15 protein-coding genes and 2 pseudogenes are annotated in these 15,065 nt (G+C 68.0%); 9 read left to right on the top strand and 8 right to left on the bottom strand.

Annotated elements, in window-relative coordinates:
- Positions 1-60: 60 nt before the first annotated feature.
- The 6 genes and pseudogenes from I73_RS18290 (at position 61) to I73_RS18315 (ending at position 5,514) form a co-directional block, all read left to right on the top strand.
- Positions 61-2,148, top strand: a complete 2,088-nt coding sequence (locus tag I73_RS18290) for an acetyl/propionyl/methylcrotonyl-CoA carboxylase subunit alpha (RefSeq protein WP_022981939.1) — start codon at positions 61-63, stop codon at positions 2,146-2,148.
- Between the two features lie 5 nt (positions 2,149-2,153).
- Complete coding sequence (locus tag I73_RS18295; RefSeq protein ID WP_022981940.1) at positions 2,154-3,071, top strand: hydroxymethylglutaryl-CoA lyase; 918 nt, start codon at positions 2,154-2,156, stop codon at positions 3,069-3,071.
- A gap of 15 nt (positions 3,072-3,086) precedes the next feature.
- Positions 3,087-3,662, top strand: a complete 576-nt coding sequence (locus I73_RS18300; protein WP_022981941.1) for a GNAT family N-acetyltransferase — start codon at positions 3,087-3,089, stop codon at positions 3,660-3,662.
- A gap of 11 nt (positions 3,663-3,673) precedes the next feature.
- Positions 3,674-4,141: a GNAT family N-acetyltransferase gene (locus tag I73_RS31070; RefSeq protein WP_159105904.1), complete on the top strand. Its 468-nt coding sequence runs from the start codon at positions 3,674-3,676 to the stop codon at positions 4,139-4,141.
- Between the two features lie 330 nt (positions 4,142-4,471).
- A pseudogene (locus I73_RS18310) lies at positions 4,472-5,040 on the top strand (IS5 family transposase); the annotation flags it as partial.
- 30 nt (positions 5,041-5,070) lie between these two features.
- Positions 5,071-5,514, top strand: a complete 444-nt coding sequence (locus I73_RS18315) for a GNAT family N-acetyltransferase (protein ID WP_026096922.1) — start codon at positions 5,071-5,073, stop codon at positions 5,512-5,514.
- Positions 5,515-5,604: 90 nt separating this feature from the next.
- Here I73_RS18315 and I73_RS18320 read toward each other — a convergent pair whose 3' ends face one another.
- The 5 genes from I73_RS18320 to I73_RS18340 form a co-directional block, all read right to left on the bottom strand.
- Positions 5,605-6,138 (bottom strand): hypothetical protein, encoded by a 534-nt coding sequence (locus I73_RS18320; protein ID WP_022981945.1) that lies wholly within the window; start codon positions 6,136-6,138, stop codon positions 5,605-5,607.
- Positions 6,135-6,428, bottom strand: a complete 294-nt coding sequence (locus I73_RS32770; protein ID WP_148289844.1) for a hypothetical protein — start codon at positions 6,426-6,428, stop codon at positions 6,135-6,137. Before I73_RS32770 ends, I73_RS18320 begins: the two co-directional genes overlap by 4 nt.
- Positions 6,425-6,964: an AAA family ATPase gene (locus tag I73_RS18330; RefSeq protein ID WP_022981947.1), complete on the bottom strand. Its 540-nt coding sequence runs from the start codon at positions 6,962-6,964 to the stop codon at positions 6,425-6,427. Before I73_RS18330 ends, I73_RS32770 begins: the two co-directional genes overlap by 4 nt.
- A gap of 11 nt (positions 6,965-6,975) precedes the next feature.
- Positions 6,976-7,641: a bifunctional 2-polyprenyl-6-hydroxyphenol methylase/3-demethylubiquinol 3-O-methyltransferase UbiG gene (locus I73_RS18335; RefSeq protein WP_022981948.1), complete on the bottom strand. Its 666-nt coding sequence runs from the start codon at positions 7,639-7,641 to the stop codon at positions 6,976-6,978.
- Between the two features lie 154 nt (positions 7,642-7,795).
- Entirely contained in the window at positions 7,796-9,310 is a 1,515-nt protein-coding gene (locus I73_RS18340; protein ID WP_051049275.1) for a fibronectin type III domain-containing protein, read from the bottom strand.
- Between the two features lie 383 nt (positions 9,311-9,693).
- Between I73_RS18340 and I73_RS18345 the strand changes: the two genes are divergently transcribed.
- The gene (locus I73_RS18345) at positions 9,694-11,247 is read left to right on the top strand and encodes a methyl-accepting chemotaxis protein (protein ID WP_022981950.1); all 1,554 of its coding nucleotides are present in this window, start codon (positions 9,694-9,696) and stop codon (positions 11,245-11,247) included.
- A 75-nt stretch (positions 11,248-11,322) separates the two neighbouring features.
- Here I73_RS18345 and I73_RS31840 read toward each other — a convergent pair.
- Positions 11,323-12,093, bottom strand: a pseudogene (locus I73_RS31840) (aminotransferase class III-fold pyridoxal phosphate-dependent enzyme); the annotation flags it as partial.
- 149 nt (positions 12,094-12,242) lie between these two features.
- On the opposite strand from I73_RS31840, the gene I73_RS28890 reads away from it, so the two are divergent.
- Entirely contained in the window at positions 12,243-13,661 is a 1,419-nt protein-coding gene (locus tag I73_RS28890) for a PLP-dependent aminotransferase family protein (RefSeq protein WP_051049277.1), read from the top strand.
- Between the two features lie 138 nt (positions 13,662-13,799).
- Complete coding sequence (locus tag I73_RS18365; protein WP_022981954.1) at positions 13,800-14,048, top strand: hypothetical protein; 249 nt, start codon at positions 13,800-13,802, stop codon at positions 14,046-14,048.
- On the opposite strand, the gene I73_RS18370 is transcribed toward I73_RS18365, so the two are convergent.
- Together I73_RS18370 and I73_RS28895 are read right to left on the bottom strand one after the other, a co-directional pair.
- Positions 14,032-14,523: a nucleoside 2-deoxyribosyltransferase gene (locus I73_RS18370; protein ID WP_026096925.1), complete on the bottom strand. Its 492-nt coding sequence runs from the start codon at positions 14,521-14,523 to the stop codon at positions 14,032-14,034. The genes I73_RS18365 and I73_RS18370 overlap by 17 nt on opposite strands.
- 35 nt (positions 14,524-14,558) lie before the next feature.
- On the bottom strand, positions 14,559-15,014 hold the full coding sequence (locus I73_RS28895; RefSeq protein WP_051049276.1) for an AgmX/PglI C-terminal domain-containing protein: 456 nt from the start codon (positions 15,012-15,014) through the stop codon (positions 14,559-14,561).
- Positions 15,015-15,065: the final 51 nt, after the last annotated feature.

Consider the following 15,065-nt stretch of genomic DNA (forward strand, 5'->3'; position numbering starts at 1 on the left):
TTTCCTGCAGAAGCGCCCACCCCGCCTGGCTGGCCTGAGCCGGCACGGAGACCCGACAAGATGTTCCAAAAAATCCTGATCGCCAACCGCGGCGAAATCGCCTGCCGTGTGGCCCAGACCGCGCGCCGCCTGGGCGTGCGCACCGTGGCCGTCTATTCCGAGGCCGACGCCCAGGCCGCCCATGTGGGCGCCTGCGACGAGGCCGTGCCCATCGGCGGCCTGGCCGCCAAGGACAGCTACCTGCAGTGGCAGCGCATCCTCGACGCGGCCAAGGCCACCGGCGCCCAGGCCGTGCACCCGGGCTACGGCTTCCTGAGCGAGAACGAGGACTTCGCCCGCGCCTGCGCCGCCGCCGGCCTGGTCTTCATCGGCCCGCCGCCCGAAGCCATTGCCGCCATGGGCAGCAAGGCCGCCGCCAAGGCCCTGATGGCCGAGGCCGGCGTGCCGCTGGTGCCCGGCTACCACGGCAGCAACAACGACCCGCAGTTCCTGCTGGGCCAGGCCGAGGCCATCGGCTTTCCGGTGCTGATCAAGGCCAGCGCCGGCGGCGGTGGCCGGGGCATGCGCCGGGTGGACCGCGCGGAGGACTTCGTCGCCGCCCTGGCGTCCTGCCAGCGCGAGGCCGCCGCCAGCTTCGGCAACGACCATGTGCTGGTGGAGCGCTACGTCACCCGCCCGCGCCACATCGAGATCCAGGTCTTCGCCGACACCCAGGGCCAGTGCGTCTACCTGTTCGAGCGCGACTGCTCGGTGCAGCGCCGCCACCAGAAGGTGCTGGAAGAGGCCCCCGCCCCCGGCCTGTCGGCCGAGCGCCGCGCCGAGATGGGCGCCGCCGCGGTGGCCGCCGCCCAGGCCGTGGGCTATGTGGGCGCGGGCACGGTGGAGTTCATCGTCGAAGGCGACGAGGACGGGGATATCCGCCCCGCCGCCGGGCCGTCCCAAGGCGGGGCAGCCCCCTCGGGGGGCAGCGGCAGCGTGGGGGCCCACAGGTTCTACTTCATGGAGATGAACACCCGCCTGCAGGTGGAACATCCGGTGACTGAGGCCATCACCGGCCTGGACCTGGTGGAGTGGCAGCTGCGCGTGGCCGCCGGCCAGCCCCTGCCGCGCCGGCAGGACGAGTTGCGCATCCACGGCCACGCCATCGAGGCCCGCATCTGCGCCGAGAACCCGGACGCCGGCTTCCTGCCCGCTACCGGCACGCTGCAGGTGCTGCACTGGCCCGCCCACGTGGCCTTCCAGCGCGGGGGCGACGCGCTGACGCCCGCCCCGGTGCGGGTGGATGCCGGTGTGCGCCAGGGCGATGCCATCAGCCCGCACTACGACTCGATGGTGGCCAAGCTCATCGTCTGGGGCGAAGACCGCGCCCAGGCCCTGGCCCGGCTGGACGCCGCGCTGCGCGACACCCACATCGTCGGCCTGGCCACCAACGTGGCTTTCCTGCGCCGCGTGGTGGGCAGCCGCGCCTTCGCCACCGCCGACCTGGACACCGCGCTGATCGAGCGCGAGCGCCCCGCCCTGTTCGGCCACGCCGGCCTGCCGCTGGAAGTGGCTGCCGCGGGCGTGGTGGCCCACCAGCTGCACCGCGAGCAGGCGCTGGAAGGCACCGACCCCTGGAGCCGCCGCGACGGCTGGCGGCTGCACGGCGGCGCGCGCCGCCGCATCGACCTGGCCCTGGGCGGCGAGCACCATGGCTTCATGCTGGCTCGCCTGCACGACGGCGCGCTGCGCCTGGGCCTGGGCGAGCAGCACTGGCCCCTGAGCTGGCGCGCCTTGGGTGAGGACCGCTACGAGGTGCTGCTGGCCGGCCAGCGCCATATGCTGGCCGTACACGCCGCGGGCGAGACGCTGGCGGTGTTCGGCGAGCACGGCAGCCTGGAGCTGAGCGAGTACGACCCCATCGCCCACGCCGCCGACCAGGCCGGCGGTGGCGGCTCGCTGACCGCGCCCATGCCCGGCAAGGTGGTGGCCCTGCTGGTACAGGCCGGCGCCACCGTGACGGCCGGCCAGCCGCTGGCGGTGATGGAGGCGATGAAGATGGAACACACTCTGCACGCCCCGCGCGACGGCGTGGTGGGCGAGTTGCTCTACGCCGTGGGCGACCAGGTGAGCGAAGGCGCCGCCCTGCTCACGCTGGCCGGAGAATGAGCGCCATGAGCACAGCCAACCTCCCCGCCCGCGTCACCCTGGTCGAGGTGGGCCCGCGCGACGGCCTGCAGAACGAGAAGCAGACCGTCCCGGCCGCCACCAAGATCGAGCTGGTCCACCGCCTGCAGGCCGCCGGCCTGCGCGAGATCGAGGTCACCAGCTTCGTCAGCCCCAAGTGGGTACCGCAGATGGCCGACAACGCCAAGGTGATGGCCGGCGTACAACGCCAGCCCGGCGTGCGCTACTCGGTGCTGACGCCCAACCTGAAGGGCTGGGAAGCGGCCGCCGCCACGCAGCCGGACGAGATCGTCGTCTTCGGCGCCGCCAGCGAAGCCTTCAGCCAGAAGAACATCAACTGCTCCATTGGCGAATCCATCGAGCGCTTCGCGCCGGTGGTGGCAGCCGCCCGCGCCGCGGGCGTCAAGGTGCGCGGCGCCATCTCCTGCGCGGTGGGCTGCCCCTACGAGGGCGCCATCGCCCCCGAGCGGGTCGAACTGGTGGCCCGGCTGATGGCCGAGATCGGCGTGCAGCACGTGGGCGTGGCCGACACCATCGGCGTGGGCACCCCGCGCCAGGTGCAGCGCGCGCTGGAGGCCGCGCTGCGCCACTACCCATTGGCGGAAGTGAGCGGGCATTTCCACGACACCTACGGCATGGCCCTGGCCAACGTCTACGCCAGCCTGGAGCTGGGCATCCACACCTTCGACGCCAGCGTCTCCGGCCTGGGCGGCTGCCCCTACGCCAAGGGCGCCACCGGCAACGTGGCCACCGAGGACGTGGTCTACCTGCTGCACGGCCTGGGCATTGAGACCTGCATCGACCTGGACGCCCTGATCGACGCGGGTGCGTTCATCCGCGACGCGCTGGGCCAGGCCAATGGCTCGCGCACGGCGCGGGCGCTGCTGGCCAAGCGGGGCGCCTGAGGGGCGCCGGTCACCATGACAGTCCTGTTCACCGAGCGACTGCGCCTGGAACCTTTCAGTGAGCGTCATCTCGACGGACTTCACACGATGAACGCGCGCCCGGAGGTGATGCGCTACATCACCGGCGAGCCCGAGACGCGCGAACAGACGGCAGAGATGATCGCCCGGGTACAGCGCTGCTGGGCCGCCTGGGGAACGAGCTGGTGGGCGCTGATCGAGCTGCAAAGTGGCCGTGTTGCCGGCGCAGGCGCAGTCCAGCATCTGCGCCGAGAGGCGGCGCCCCCCACCGACCTGGAGACCCTTCGGTCCAATCCTCTGGAGCTGGGCTGGCGCCTGCATCCGGACTTCTGGCGCCAGGGCCTGGCCAGCGAGGCGGCAGAACGCATGACGGCGTTTGCATTCAACGACTTGTCAGCCGCCGAACTCCTGGCCGTTCGTCACCCGGACAACGTCGCCTCGGGACGGGTCATGGACCGCCTCGGCATGCGGTTTCGTGGGCTCGAACCTTGGTACGGCAGGAGCTTGGCGACGCATTCGCTCACCAAGGCGGAGTGGCAATGTCGGGCGCCGCGGCCCGGCGAGGCGGCATAGAAAGTGCGCTGATGGCTCGCACCGCTTTGAACTTCCGGCCGGCCGAGGCAGGCGACTTTGACTACATCTACGGCCTTTGCGAGTCGACGATGCGAGCCTATGTCGAGGCTGACCTCGGCGACTGCTTCGAGAAGGTGGCTCGGCCAACGATCCAGAGGTTGATTCAAGCCGGCCTGTTCTCGCTCATCCACGATGAGGGTGTACCGGTTGGAGCCATTGCGCATGAGCTACACGACACGCACATCCAGCTTGAAGAGATCTACCTTGAACCCGCACGACAGAATCTGGGACTGGGTGCGCAAATCATGCAGCGTCTCTTGGACCAGTCCCAGGCGCTGGGGCTCCCTGTCCGCCTTCATGTGCTTTCATCGAATCCTGCCCGAAGGTTCTATGAGCGCCTGGGCTTCTCGCTCACCCGGTCGACACCTGCAGTGAACTACCTTGAGTATCAGCCCAGGGGCGTCGGCGAGGCCAGATAAGGCGCGCAAGACGCGCCCCTGCGACGCGCGCGACTGATTCATTCAGCCAATGGCCATCGTCAACGTCGCTCTCGGCCCTGCAGGCGACTTCTCAGTCTGGTGACATCGTCCTTGTACGCGACAAGCCAATCTGCCCCGCGGTGTCCGTCGCAGCTGGCCGGAACCCGCCAGCTATCGCCGGTCAGCACCACGACGCGCCAATCGCTCCCACCACTCAACAGTACATCCGTCATTTGATCTGAGCTCCGAGGCGTTGCAGCACAAGAGGCCAGTCGGCCAGGGCTTGTTAACACTATTGGTAAATGAGCTTCGAGTTGGCAAGCTGCCTGCATGGAAATCACGCCCGAGCAGTTCGCCAAGATCGAACATTGCCTGCCGACCCAGCGCGGCAACGTCAGCCTGAGCAATCTCCAGGTGGTCAACGCCATCCTGTATGTGGCCGAGCACGGATGTAAGTGGCGTGGATTGCCCAAGCGATTCGGTAACTGGCACACGATCTACACCCGCATGAATCGCTGGACCAAGGCGGGCGTGCTTGATCGGATGTTCGAGGAACTGCAGAAGGCGCAGGTCGTGCGCATCAAGATCGAGGCTGTTTCACTCGACTCCACGAGCATCAAGGTCCACCCGGACGGCACCGGTGCGCTCAAAGGAACGGACCGCAAGCCATCGGCAAGTCCCGCAGCGGATGGAACACCAAGGTTCATATGGTTGCCGCGGATGCTCGGACAGCCGTAACCTTCGCGCTGTCACCAGGCCTGAGCGGCGACGGCCCGATGGGCCGCGAACTGTTGGCCAGCCTTGGTGCGCCGAACAGGCCGCTGCGCCCACTGATGGACAGCGCCTACGCGGGCAATGAGACGATCCAACTGGCGCTGGACTTCGGTTGCGTTAACATTCCCTGGAATGCGGCCGCACGCACCAACGCCATGTCGAACTACCAGATCACCACCGATCCTGCGCGCTTCGACATTGAAGCGGTTCACGCCTTCCTTTCGCACTCCTACTGGTCGCCTGGCGTACCCAGGGCCGTGGTCGAGCGCGCGATCCAGAACTCGCTCTGCTTTGGCGTGCTTCTAGGCAGCGCACAGGTTGGCTTTGGTCGTGTCATCACAGACCGCGCCACCTTTGCGTATCTTGCGGATGTTTACGTTCTGGATGAGCATCGCGGCAAGGGTCTGTCAAAGCGCCTCATGGACGCCGTGCTCGGCCATCCAGAGCTACAAGGTCTACGGCGTATGCTGCTCGCCACCAGAGATGCTCATTCTCTGTATGCCAAATACGGCTTCACACCATTGGCAGCACCGGACCGAATGATGGAGCGGCATCGGCCCAATGTGTATCAGGAAAGTGCGGCCGAACTCAAACGTTGAACGACAGCTTCTCCGGCGTGGGCGGCTGCCCCTACGCCAAGGGCGCCACCGGCAACGTGGTAGGCGGGGCTGAGGCAGCGGTCCAGCATCTCAATGAAGGGAAGGCTGCGCTGCGATGGGCATCAACCGCCGCGCAGACAAGATCGCCAGAGCCCAACCCAACCAGGGACTCAGCGACACGGACAGATCCCACCAGCGTGGGCGCAAGGAGGCGCTCAGGAGGGGCCAGATATGACCACCGACTTGCGCCTGCAGCTGCAGCAGCCCGGTTGCCGACTCCCAGACCCAACCCGCCAGCAGCCCCAGGCACACGCCCATCGCCATCAGCCGTCCACCTCCCAGCCCACGCAAGGCGGCTAGCGTGCCGCCGGCCACCAGCACCGCGATCGGCAGAGCCATCGTCACCAGTTGCAGCAGGGCCAGCCCCCAGGCCACATGGGCGGGGCCCCACCAAGCGAAATAGGCTTGGGGAATGGCGATGGCCGCCAGCCAGCCTGCCAGGGAAACCACCCCTGCGATGTACAGCAGGACACCCCAAAAGATGGCGACTGTGAAGCGGATGAGAGGGAGGTACTGGCGTCTGCCCTCTGTGCGTGCGTACTGTTGCATCGCCACGGCCTTCACGGTTCAACCGCTGGTTGCGGCCAATGATTCCCTCGGACCAACATCGCGACATGCGGTGGCCCAGCCAAGACCTTTCGCTGCGCATGCAGAAGCTGGGTCTGCACCGCCAGCTTGCCCGTGAGGTCGCTCAGCATCTCCTGTTGCGCGACCAGCGCAGCGCTCTGCACGCTCGGGCCTCCTTCCGGGAATGACGGCGTGACAGCCATGGCCCCACGCACTGGGCCGAAGCCCACGACAGTCACCACAAGAGCGGCGGCAGCGGCGCGGGACTTTTCAAAGAGATGCGTCACGGCGGTGAATCCTTCTGAGAGTGTGGCCCGATGATTTTCAGACGGTCCAGCACCCTGCGCATCCGCTCCTCGACCGAAAGATCGCCCTCGATGACCAGCACCGGGCAGGATTGGGCAGCCAGCCATTCGCACTGGCGGGACAACGACCGGCCCTCCAGGGTGCCGGTGTCGTACTGAGCGGCCCAGGCAAGGAAGTTGGCATCAACGGCCCCGAAGCGCTGCATCTCCCGCGCGTGCAGCCGCTGGAGGCGGATGTCCGTGTCCAGGCGAAGAAACACGATCAGGTCGAAGGCGTCTTCCAGCTCCCGGCCCCAACCATCGACCGAACCCGCCAGCACGACATCGCCAGCCTCGGCCATGTCCGACAGCAGCAGCGCCAGCCGCTCCTGCGGCGCTCGACGGGCCTCGAAGGGCGGCTCGGGCCGCAGCCAGAAGTAGTCGTCGCCATCCAGACAGCGCCAACCCAACTGACGTGCCAGGGCGATGGCCAGCGTGGAAGACCCCGCCCCCGACGCACCGGTGATGTGGATGCGCATGCGCCGCCCCTTCAGGCGATCACGCCATTGAACTCGTATTCCAGCCACCAGAAGTTGTCCAGTGACTGGAAGGTGCACGCGGAGGCAACGGGACGAATCAGGGCGCGCAACTCGGCCTCGGTGGGAAAGTTCTTCAGCACCCGGTGGACGGAGCCATCCCGCAGAGGACGGTGCTGGTAGGTGTTGCCCTCGGCATCCGTTTCCTCGATCGGAAAGTCCTGCAACTGCACCGTGCTGTTGTCGATGAACAGCACCCGGGCACCCGGGCTCAGGCGCCGATGCAGGCTGCGCAGAAAGGCGTGGCGCGCCTGAACCGGCACATGGGACAACCACAGGCCCGCGAACGCCGCGTTGAACTGGCCCAGGTCCTCGGGCAGCTCATAGGCGTCGGCCAGGCCGAAGGCAACGGCTTCGGTTCCCGGCCTCAGGCGTGCAAATTCGAGCGGCTCCGCGGTGCCGTCGGTGGCCACCATCCGACGCGCAAGGGGTGCGATGTGCTGCGTCCAGTAGCCTGTGCCACAGGCCACTTCCAGCACGTCCCGCCCCTGCAGGCGCGCGGGCAGGTGGCGGCGCAGAAAGTCGATGTCATCCTGACGCTCCGGCTTGAGGTACACAGCGTCGTAATACGGTGCGCGCGCCGCGTAGTAGGCGTGCATCTCGGCAGAGGTGTGCGTCATGTCGGCTGATTCTGTCCGAGAAGTCTCGTGGCATGAGATCGCGGTGCCTCTCGAAGCACGGCGGTCGGGCCGGGCCGTGACTGCAGCCCGAAGAAGGTGCGCTTCTCCTGCTCGAAATGCAGCCATTCATCGCCCCCCTCCAAGGGGACGGACCTCAGGGACAACTGCCAATGACGTAGTAGTTCGCCCCCGTCTGCTTCAGCGTGGTGGTGACGAAGACGTTCCACAGGCCCATGGCCTGGTTGGAGCCGTTGGCATAGGCGTAGCCGCCGCTCTGGTGGGCCCGGCCGGCCGTGGTGTGGGCGTAGTTGCTGGCGGTGAAGCAGGTGGTGGCCCCGGTGGTGGTGGCGCTGACCGCGGCCGAGAGCGCACCCTGCGCGCCGCCGCTGTCCAGGGCGGCCACGGTCCAGCTGTAGGTGGTGGCGGGCGACAGGCCGCTGTCCACATAGCTGGTGCCGGTGACGGCCGTGCTGTTCACCTGCACGCCGTTGCGGAACACGTGGTAGCCCACCGCGCCGCTGACCGCGTTCCAGCCGAGGGTCATGGTGGTGTCGGTGGCCCCTGAGGCCACCAGCCCGGTGGGTGCAGGCAGGGCGCCACCTCCCCCACCACCGCCGGAGCCAGAGGACACCTGGTCCACCATGGCCTTGATGGCCTGCATCTGCGTGCCGGCGCGCTGGGCGAAGTTACCGCCGTACCAGCCGATCCAGTCCCAGCAGCCGTTGGGGTTGGCCAGCGAGCCGCTGGCGGCGGTGCTGCGGGGGGTGTTGTCCACCTTCGTCTGCGGGAAGAGCACGACGATGCTGTTGGTGTCGGCCCAGCGGGTGTAGCCGGTGTTCTTCAGGAACTTGTCGCCGATGGTGGCGACATTCTGCTGGCAGCCATGCAGGGCCACATGCAGGCGGCACACCGCCCCGCTGGCACAGTTGGCCGGCACATAGAGCCAGCCGGTGGCGGCCATGCCGGGGTTGCCGGCGGTGAAGGGGGTCTGGTCGAACTCGATGTAATTGGCCGCGGCCGGCGCGTCATTGCGGGCGTTGAGCGTGCCGTAGAACTGGCTCAGCACCGCCTTGGCACCGTCGTAGCTGCAGTTGGCGATGTAGGGCGAGGCGCTGGTGCCGCAGCTGTTGTTGCCGGTGGCGACAAAGTCGGTGGGGAATACATGCGCCGTGCCGCTGCGCTGCACATAGCTCAGGTTGGCCGCCGGCACGCCATTGTTGGTGTACTGGGTCTGCACCGCGTTCATCGGTTTGGGGCCGACAGTGGTGTCGCTGGTGCCCACGAACATGAACACCTTCTGACCGGCCACATTGGCCAGGGGGTCGATGGCGGTGCCGCTCCAGTTGTTCAGGTCTGCCTGCAGGGTGCTGAGCATGCTGCTGGAGATGCTGGCGTTGTACATGCAGGCCGTGTAGTTGCTGTGGCCCGCGCACATGTAGGGCCCGCCGGCAAACACCCCCACGCCCTTGAAGGTGCCTGAATAGGCATAGCCCAGCTGGTTGGCCATGAAGCCCCCCGAGGACAGGCCCGAGACGGTGATCTGGCCGGTGTCGATGTTCAGCTGCGGCAGGGCCACGGCGGCCGTGGCGGTGGTGGATGCAGATGCAAGGGTCAGCGCGGCCAACAGCACCGCCACGCCCCGCGCCCGTCGCTGGGCAAAGGTTGTCATGGCTTGTCTCCCCGATTGGATGCAGATGCCCGCCTGACCGAGTGAGCGGCGCAAGGGGGTGGCGCAGGCCACGGGCCGCGCCCAGCAGGCGGCGGCCCATCGTAGAAGGCCGGCCACACCGGCGCCGGGGGGCGATTTCCAGGTGACCCATGGGTTCCCAGACAAACCCTCGGTGACGTAAATGTCAGAAAAGACCTACGTGTAAACCTCAATACAGAGGATCCTCGGCCGATAAACAGAGGAGCATTCCCCCTCAGGTCACCGGCGAAATCGAGCAGTGCGCCCAGGAGACACGGTCGATGCCCCGGGAGGGCCGACCCAGCGCAGGCCTGCCCGCCACCGCCGAGGTCAGTCAGATTTACCTTCGCCCTTCAAGGAGCAGCATGTCTTTCTTCAAGAGAATCAGCCTCAGCCAGCGCCTCTACGCGGTGTCGTTCGCGCTCATCGTCGCCTTGCTGGCCGTCACGGCCAGCACCTGGATCCAACTGCGTGAAGTCCGCGAACTGGCCCACCGCACGGGCGACATCAAGGTGCTGCAGCTCAGCCTGATCGCCAGCACCGAGCTGAAGATTTCCCAGGCGCTGTCCGACATCCGCCAAGCCATGCTGGCCGACACGCCGCAGGAGATGGAACAGGCTGCCAAGGCCCTGCAGGCCCGGCGGCAGGAGATCACCAAGAACGACAACGACTTCCTGGCCGAGATCCAGGACCAGGCGGGCCGTGACGCCTTCAAGCGCGACTGGCTGGACCTGCAGCAGGTCTCCTGGCCCGTGGCAGAGAAGAACCTGGAGCTGATCCGGTCGGGCAAGCACGACGAGGCGCTGGCCATGCTGACCCAGACCACGATCCCCCAGTTCTCCAAGATCCAGAAGTGGCTCAGCGAAGAGCGCAGCCGCCAGACCCAGGTGCTGGGTGCGGACGTGGCCACCATCGGTGCCAATGTCGACGAGATCCGCCTGCAGCTGACGCTGCTGGTGGCGGCGGTCGCCGTCGGCCTGGTGGCCCTGTCCTGGATGGTGGCGCGCTCGCTGCGTCAGCGCGTCACCCAGGCCCAGATCGTGGCCGACCGCGTCAAGCAGGGTGACTTCTCCACGACCGTGGAGGACAGCGCGGTGGACGAATTCAGCCCGCTGCTGGCCACGCTGGGGGCCATGCAGGCCTCGCTGACGGAAGTGGTGGCCCAGGTGCGCGGCAGCGCCGAGAGCGTGGCCACGGCCAGCGCCGAGATCGCCCAGGGCAACCAGGACCTCAGCCAGCGCACCGAAGAGCAGGCCGGCGCGCTGCAGCAGACGGCCGCCACCATGCACCAGCTCGGCTCCACGGTGCGCACCAACGCCGACAGCGCCCACCAGGCCAACCAGCTGGCCCAGGGTGCGTCCAGCATCGCCACCCAGGGTGGCGCCATCGTCGAACAGGTGGTGGCCACCATGCAGGGCATCAGCGGCAGCAGCCGAAAGATCAGCGACATCATCGGCGTGATCGACGGCATCGCCTTCCAGACCAACATCCTGGCCCTGAACGCCGCGGTGGAAGCCGCCCGCGCAGGCGAGCAAGGCCGCGGTTTCGCGGTGGTCGCCGGCGAGGTCCGCACGCTGGCCCAGCGCAGCGCCGAGGCCGCCCGGGAAATCAAGCGCCTGATCACCAGCAACGTCGAGCAGGTGGATCAGGGCGCCACCCTGGTCGATCAGGCCGGCAAGACCATGGACGAGATCGTCCGCTCCATCAAGCAGGTCAGCGACATCGTGGGTGAGATCAGCTCCGCGTCCACCGAACAAAGCGACGGGGTGCAGCAGGTGGTCAACGCCGTCGGCCAGATGGACCAGGTCACCCAGCAGAACGCGGCCCTGGTGGAGCAGACGGCCGCGGCGGCCGACAGCATGCAGCACCAGGCCGAACAGCTGCAGCAGGCGGTCTCGGTCTTCCGCCTGGGCCGCTGAGCGCGCAGGCCCCGCCGGGGGCCCGCACGCCGCGGCGATCAGGGACGCTCGCCGCGGGCCAGCCGGGCCTGGATGTCGTCCAGCACCGGCAGGAGATCGGCCACGCTGTCTCATCACGATGCCATGCTGGTCGCACAGCGCGCGCACCGCCTTCACGAACTCGGGCGGGGCCACGTAGAAGCCGCCTTCACCCTGCACCGGCTCCAGGATGATGGCCGCCACGCGTTCGGCCTCGACGTCGTACTTGAAGATGGCCTCGATCGAGGCGATGGCATCGGCCACGCTCACGCCGTGCATGGCGTTGGGGTACTTGGCGTGGTAGATCTCGGCCGGGAAGGGCCCGAAACCGGTCTTGTACGGGGCGACCTTGCCGGTCAGGCCCATGGTCAGCAGGGTGCGGCCATGGAAGCCGCCGCCGAAGGCGATCACGGCCTGGCGCTTGGTGGCCGAGCGGGCGATCTTGATCGCGTTCTCCACGGCTTCGGCGCCGGTGGTCAGCAGGAAGGCCTTCTTGGCGAAATTGCCGGGGGCCAGGGCCACCAGGCGCTCGCACAGTTCCACGTAGGGCTCGTAGGCCAGCACCTGGAAGCAGGTGTGGTGGACCTTGTCGAGCTGGGCCTTGACCGCGGCGATCACCTTGGGGTGCTGGTGACCGGTGTTCAGCACGGCAATGCCGCCGGAGAAATCGACGTAGCGCTTGCCTTCCACGTCCCAGACTTCGGCGTTGACCGCGCGGTCGACAAAGACGTTGTAGGTCTGGCCGACGCCGGCAGGCATGACGGCGCGGCGGCGCGCGATCAGCTCGGCATTGTTCTGGGAAGATGGCTTGGACGAGTCGCGGGGCATGGGGTGTCTCTCCTGATCGGGCGGCGGGCACGGTGTCGGCCGCTGGTGGTCGATTCTGGGAGCCATGGCGTCGGCGCTACCATGTACAGATCGCGGAAAAACACTTCTGCACTGTACAGGGCGACAAGCCAGTACAGCGGCCGTCCATGTTGTTGCAGCTCAAGCCTTCCTCCACCATCCCCCTCGTCACGCAGATCGTGGAAGGGGTGCGCGCCCTGATCGTCGATGGGGGGCTGAGGGCGGGCACCAAGATGCCGTCCATCCGCCAGTTCGCCCAGGCGCATGGGGTGAGTGTCTTCACTGTCGTCGAAGCCTATGACCGTTTGGTGGCGATCGGCCTGCTGGTGTCGCGCCCGCACACCGGCTTTTTCGTGCGCCAGCGCCATGGCCGGGAGGAAGACAGCAGCCTGGTGGCCAGCGTGGCAGGGGCCGACTTCGATGCCAAGTGGTACTTACGCCGAATCTTCGAGCACCGCCACCTGAGCATGAAGGTCGGCTGCGGCTGGCTGCCCGGTGACTGGCTGTTCGAGGAGGGCCTGCGCAAGGCGCTGCGGGCCATGGCCGCCGAGGAAGGGGAGTTGGGCGGCTACGGCGACCCCAAGGGCTATCGTCCACTGCGCCAGCTCATTGGCGAATCGATGGCCGAGCGCCAGGTGCAGGTGCGCCCCGAGCATGTGCTGTTGACCCAAGGGTCCAGCCAAGGTCTGGACCTGGCGCTGCGGCGCCTGGTGCGCGCGGGCGACCCGGTGCTGGTGGACGACCCGGGCTACTCCAACCTGCTGTTCTCGCTGCGCTACCAGGGTGCGCGGTTGCTGGGGGTGCCGCGCACATCGCGCGGCTACGACCTGGTCACGCTGGAGCGCCTGATCGTTGAGCACAAGCCCAAGGTCTTTTTCACCCAGCCGCGGTTGCACAGCCCCACCGGTTCGGTGGCGCCGCTGGCCCACCTGCACCGGGTGCTGCAGCTGGCCGAGGCCCACGAGCTCACCATTGTCGAGAACGACATCTACGCCGACCTGGACCCGGAGCCCCGGCCCTCGCTGGCCAGCCTGGACGAGTTGCACCGGGTCATCACCATCGGCAGCTACTCCAAGACCATCTCGCCCAACCTGCGGGTGGGCTACCTGATGGCCCACCCGGACATGGTGGAGGACCTGGCCCAGCTGAAGATGGTCTCCGGCCTCACCAGTTCGGAGCTGAGCGAGCGCCTGACCCACGGGGCCCTGACCGAAGGGCGCTGGCGCAAGCACCTCAAGAGCCTGCGCGAGCGCCTGGCCGCCGCCCACGAGCACACCGGCAACCGCCTGGCGGCCCTGGGCTTCGAGCTGTTCGCCGAGCCCAAGGCCGGCATGTTCCTGTGGGCCCGCCACCCGGCCCTGGCCGACACCGTGGCCCTGTCCAACCAGGCCGCCGAGCGCGACATCATGCTGGGCCCGGGCCACTGTTCAGTTGGGACCTGGCCCCCAGCCCCCGGGTGGGGGTTCAAGGTTGCCTTCAGCCAGGAGCCGGGCGTTTTACGATTTCCTGCAGCAGGCCCTGCACAAGGTGTCCTGAACAACGCGCCCTGAAAGGCGCGGGGTCTACACCAAAAAACGCGGTGGCGCCAGCCGCTGGCGCAATGTCCCGCATAGCCGAGCACTGCATTCAGCGCGAAGTTTGCGCAAGATCACGCACGCCACCACTTCCTTTCTGACAGGAGAGCCACCATGCGTGAACAAGTCTTGCAGCAAGTCCGGTCCGAGGTCGCCACCCTGCTGGCACAACCCACCGAGGCGTTGGATGCCGATCAACTCCTCGGCCTGATCCAGCAGAACATCGCCCAGGAACACCAGGCCCGCGCCCAGTCCGCCGGCGGCGCCTGCACGCTCACCCTCAACGGCCTGCTCAATGCCGAGATGAACCTGCGCACCGGGGTGTTCGGCCAGAAGCGGCCGGAGATCAAGGCTGATTTCTGAACCTGCGGCTCAGGGCCTGCAGCCCGGCCTGTGCGTCGCCCACCACCAGGTGGGCGGTGCAGGCCAGCATCAGGTTGCGCGGTAGCCCGAAATCCTCCACCGTGAGCCCGTCGGCATCCCGGGCGCCACCCAGCTGCTCCCGCAGCGTGCGGCCGTCGTCCAGATAGCCCACCACCGGCTTGCCCAGAGCGACCGCGAAGCCCACCTCGAAGGCGGTGCCCGAGTCGGGCTCCGCCCCGCGGAAGTTGTTGAGGTTGGCCAGCACCGCGTCCGCGCGCCGGATCAAGGCCAGGTTGGCCTCGCAGATCCAGCGCGCCGCCGCCAGGCCTTGCAGGCCCTCGGGCAGGGCGTTGTCCAGCGGGTACAGCCCCTGCCAGCCCTGGGCGGCGCAGCAGGCCTTCAGGCGTTCGCCCTGGGCCACGGCATCGGGGCGGAAGACGTCGAAGCCGGCGAGGTAGACGGTGGGGGCGTGCATGCCGGCATTGTCCGCGCTGCCGGCCTGCGGCCTCGTCACGAAGGCAGGAAGTCCAGCGGCCACTTGACGACCATGTCGTCCACGTCCTTGGCGCCGAAGTCGAACTGGCGGATGCGGGCCAGCAGCTTCTGCTCCAGCTCGGGCGTCTTCAGCTCGCTGGACACCAGGGTGCAGCCGGTGACCTGGCCGGACGGGGCGATGCGCAGCTCCACCACCACCTTGCCTTGCAGCGAGGAGTCTTCGCGCAGGGCGCGGTTGTAGATGGCGTAGATGGCGCCCTTGTTGCGCTCGAAGACCAGGCGGATCTCCTCCAGCGAGCGGGCGGCCTTGCCGCTGTGGCCGCGCTGCACGCTGCCGCCGGCCCCCGTGCCACCTGCCCCTGTGCCATGGCCGCCGGTGCCCGTGCCACCGGCGCCGTTGCCTCCGGTGCCGCCCTTGCCACCGCCGCCGCCGGGGCCTCCGCCCCCGCCGCCACCGGCCACCCCCGCCACCAGCCTCCCTTATTGCCGGCCAGGCCGCCGCCGCCGGTTCGTGCTCAGGCC

It is taken from the genome of Ideonella sp. B508-1, assembly GCF_000333615.1.
In the GTDB taxonomy this organism is placed as follows: domain Bacteria; phylum Pseudomonadota; class Gammaproteobacteria; order Burkholderiales; family Burkholderiaceae_C; genus Ideonella.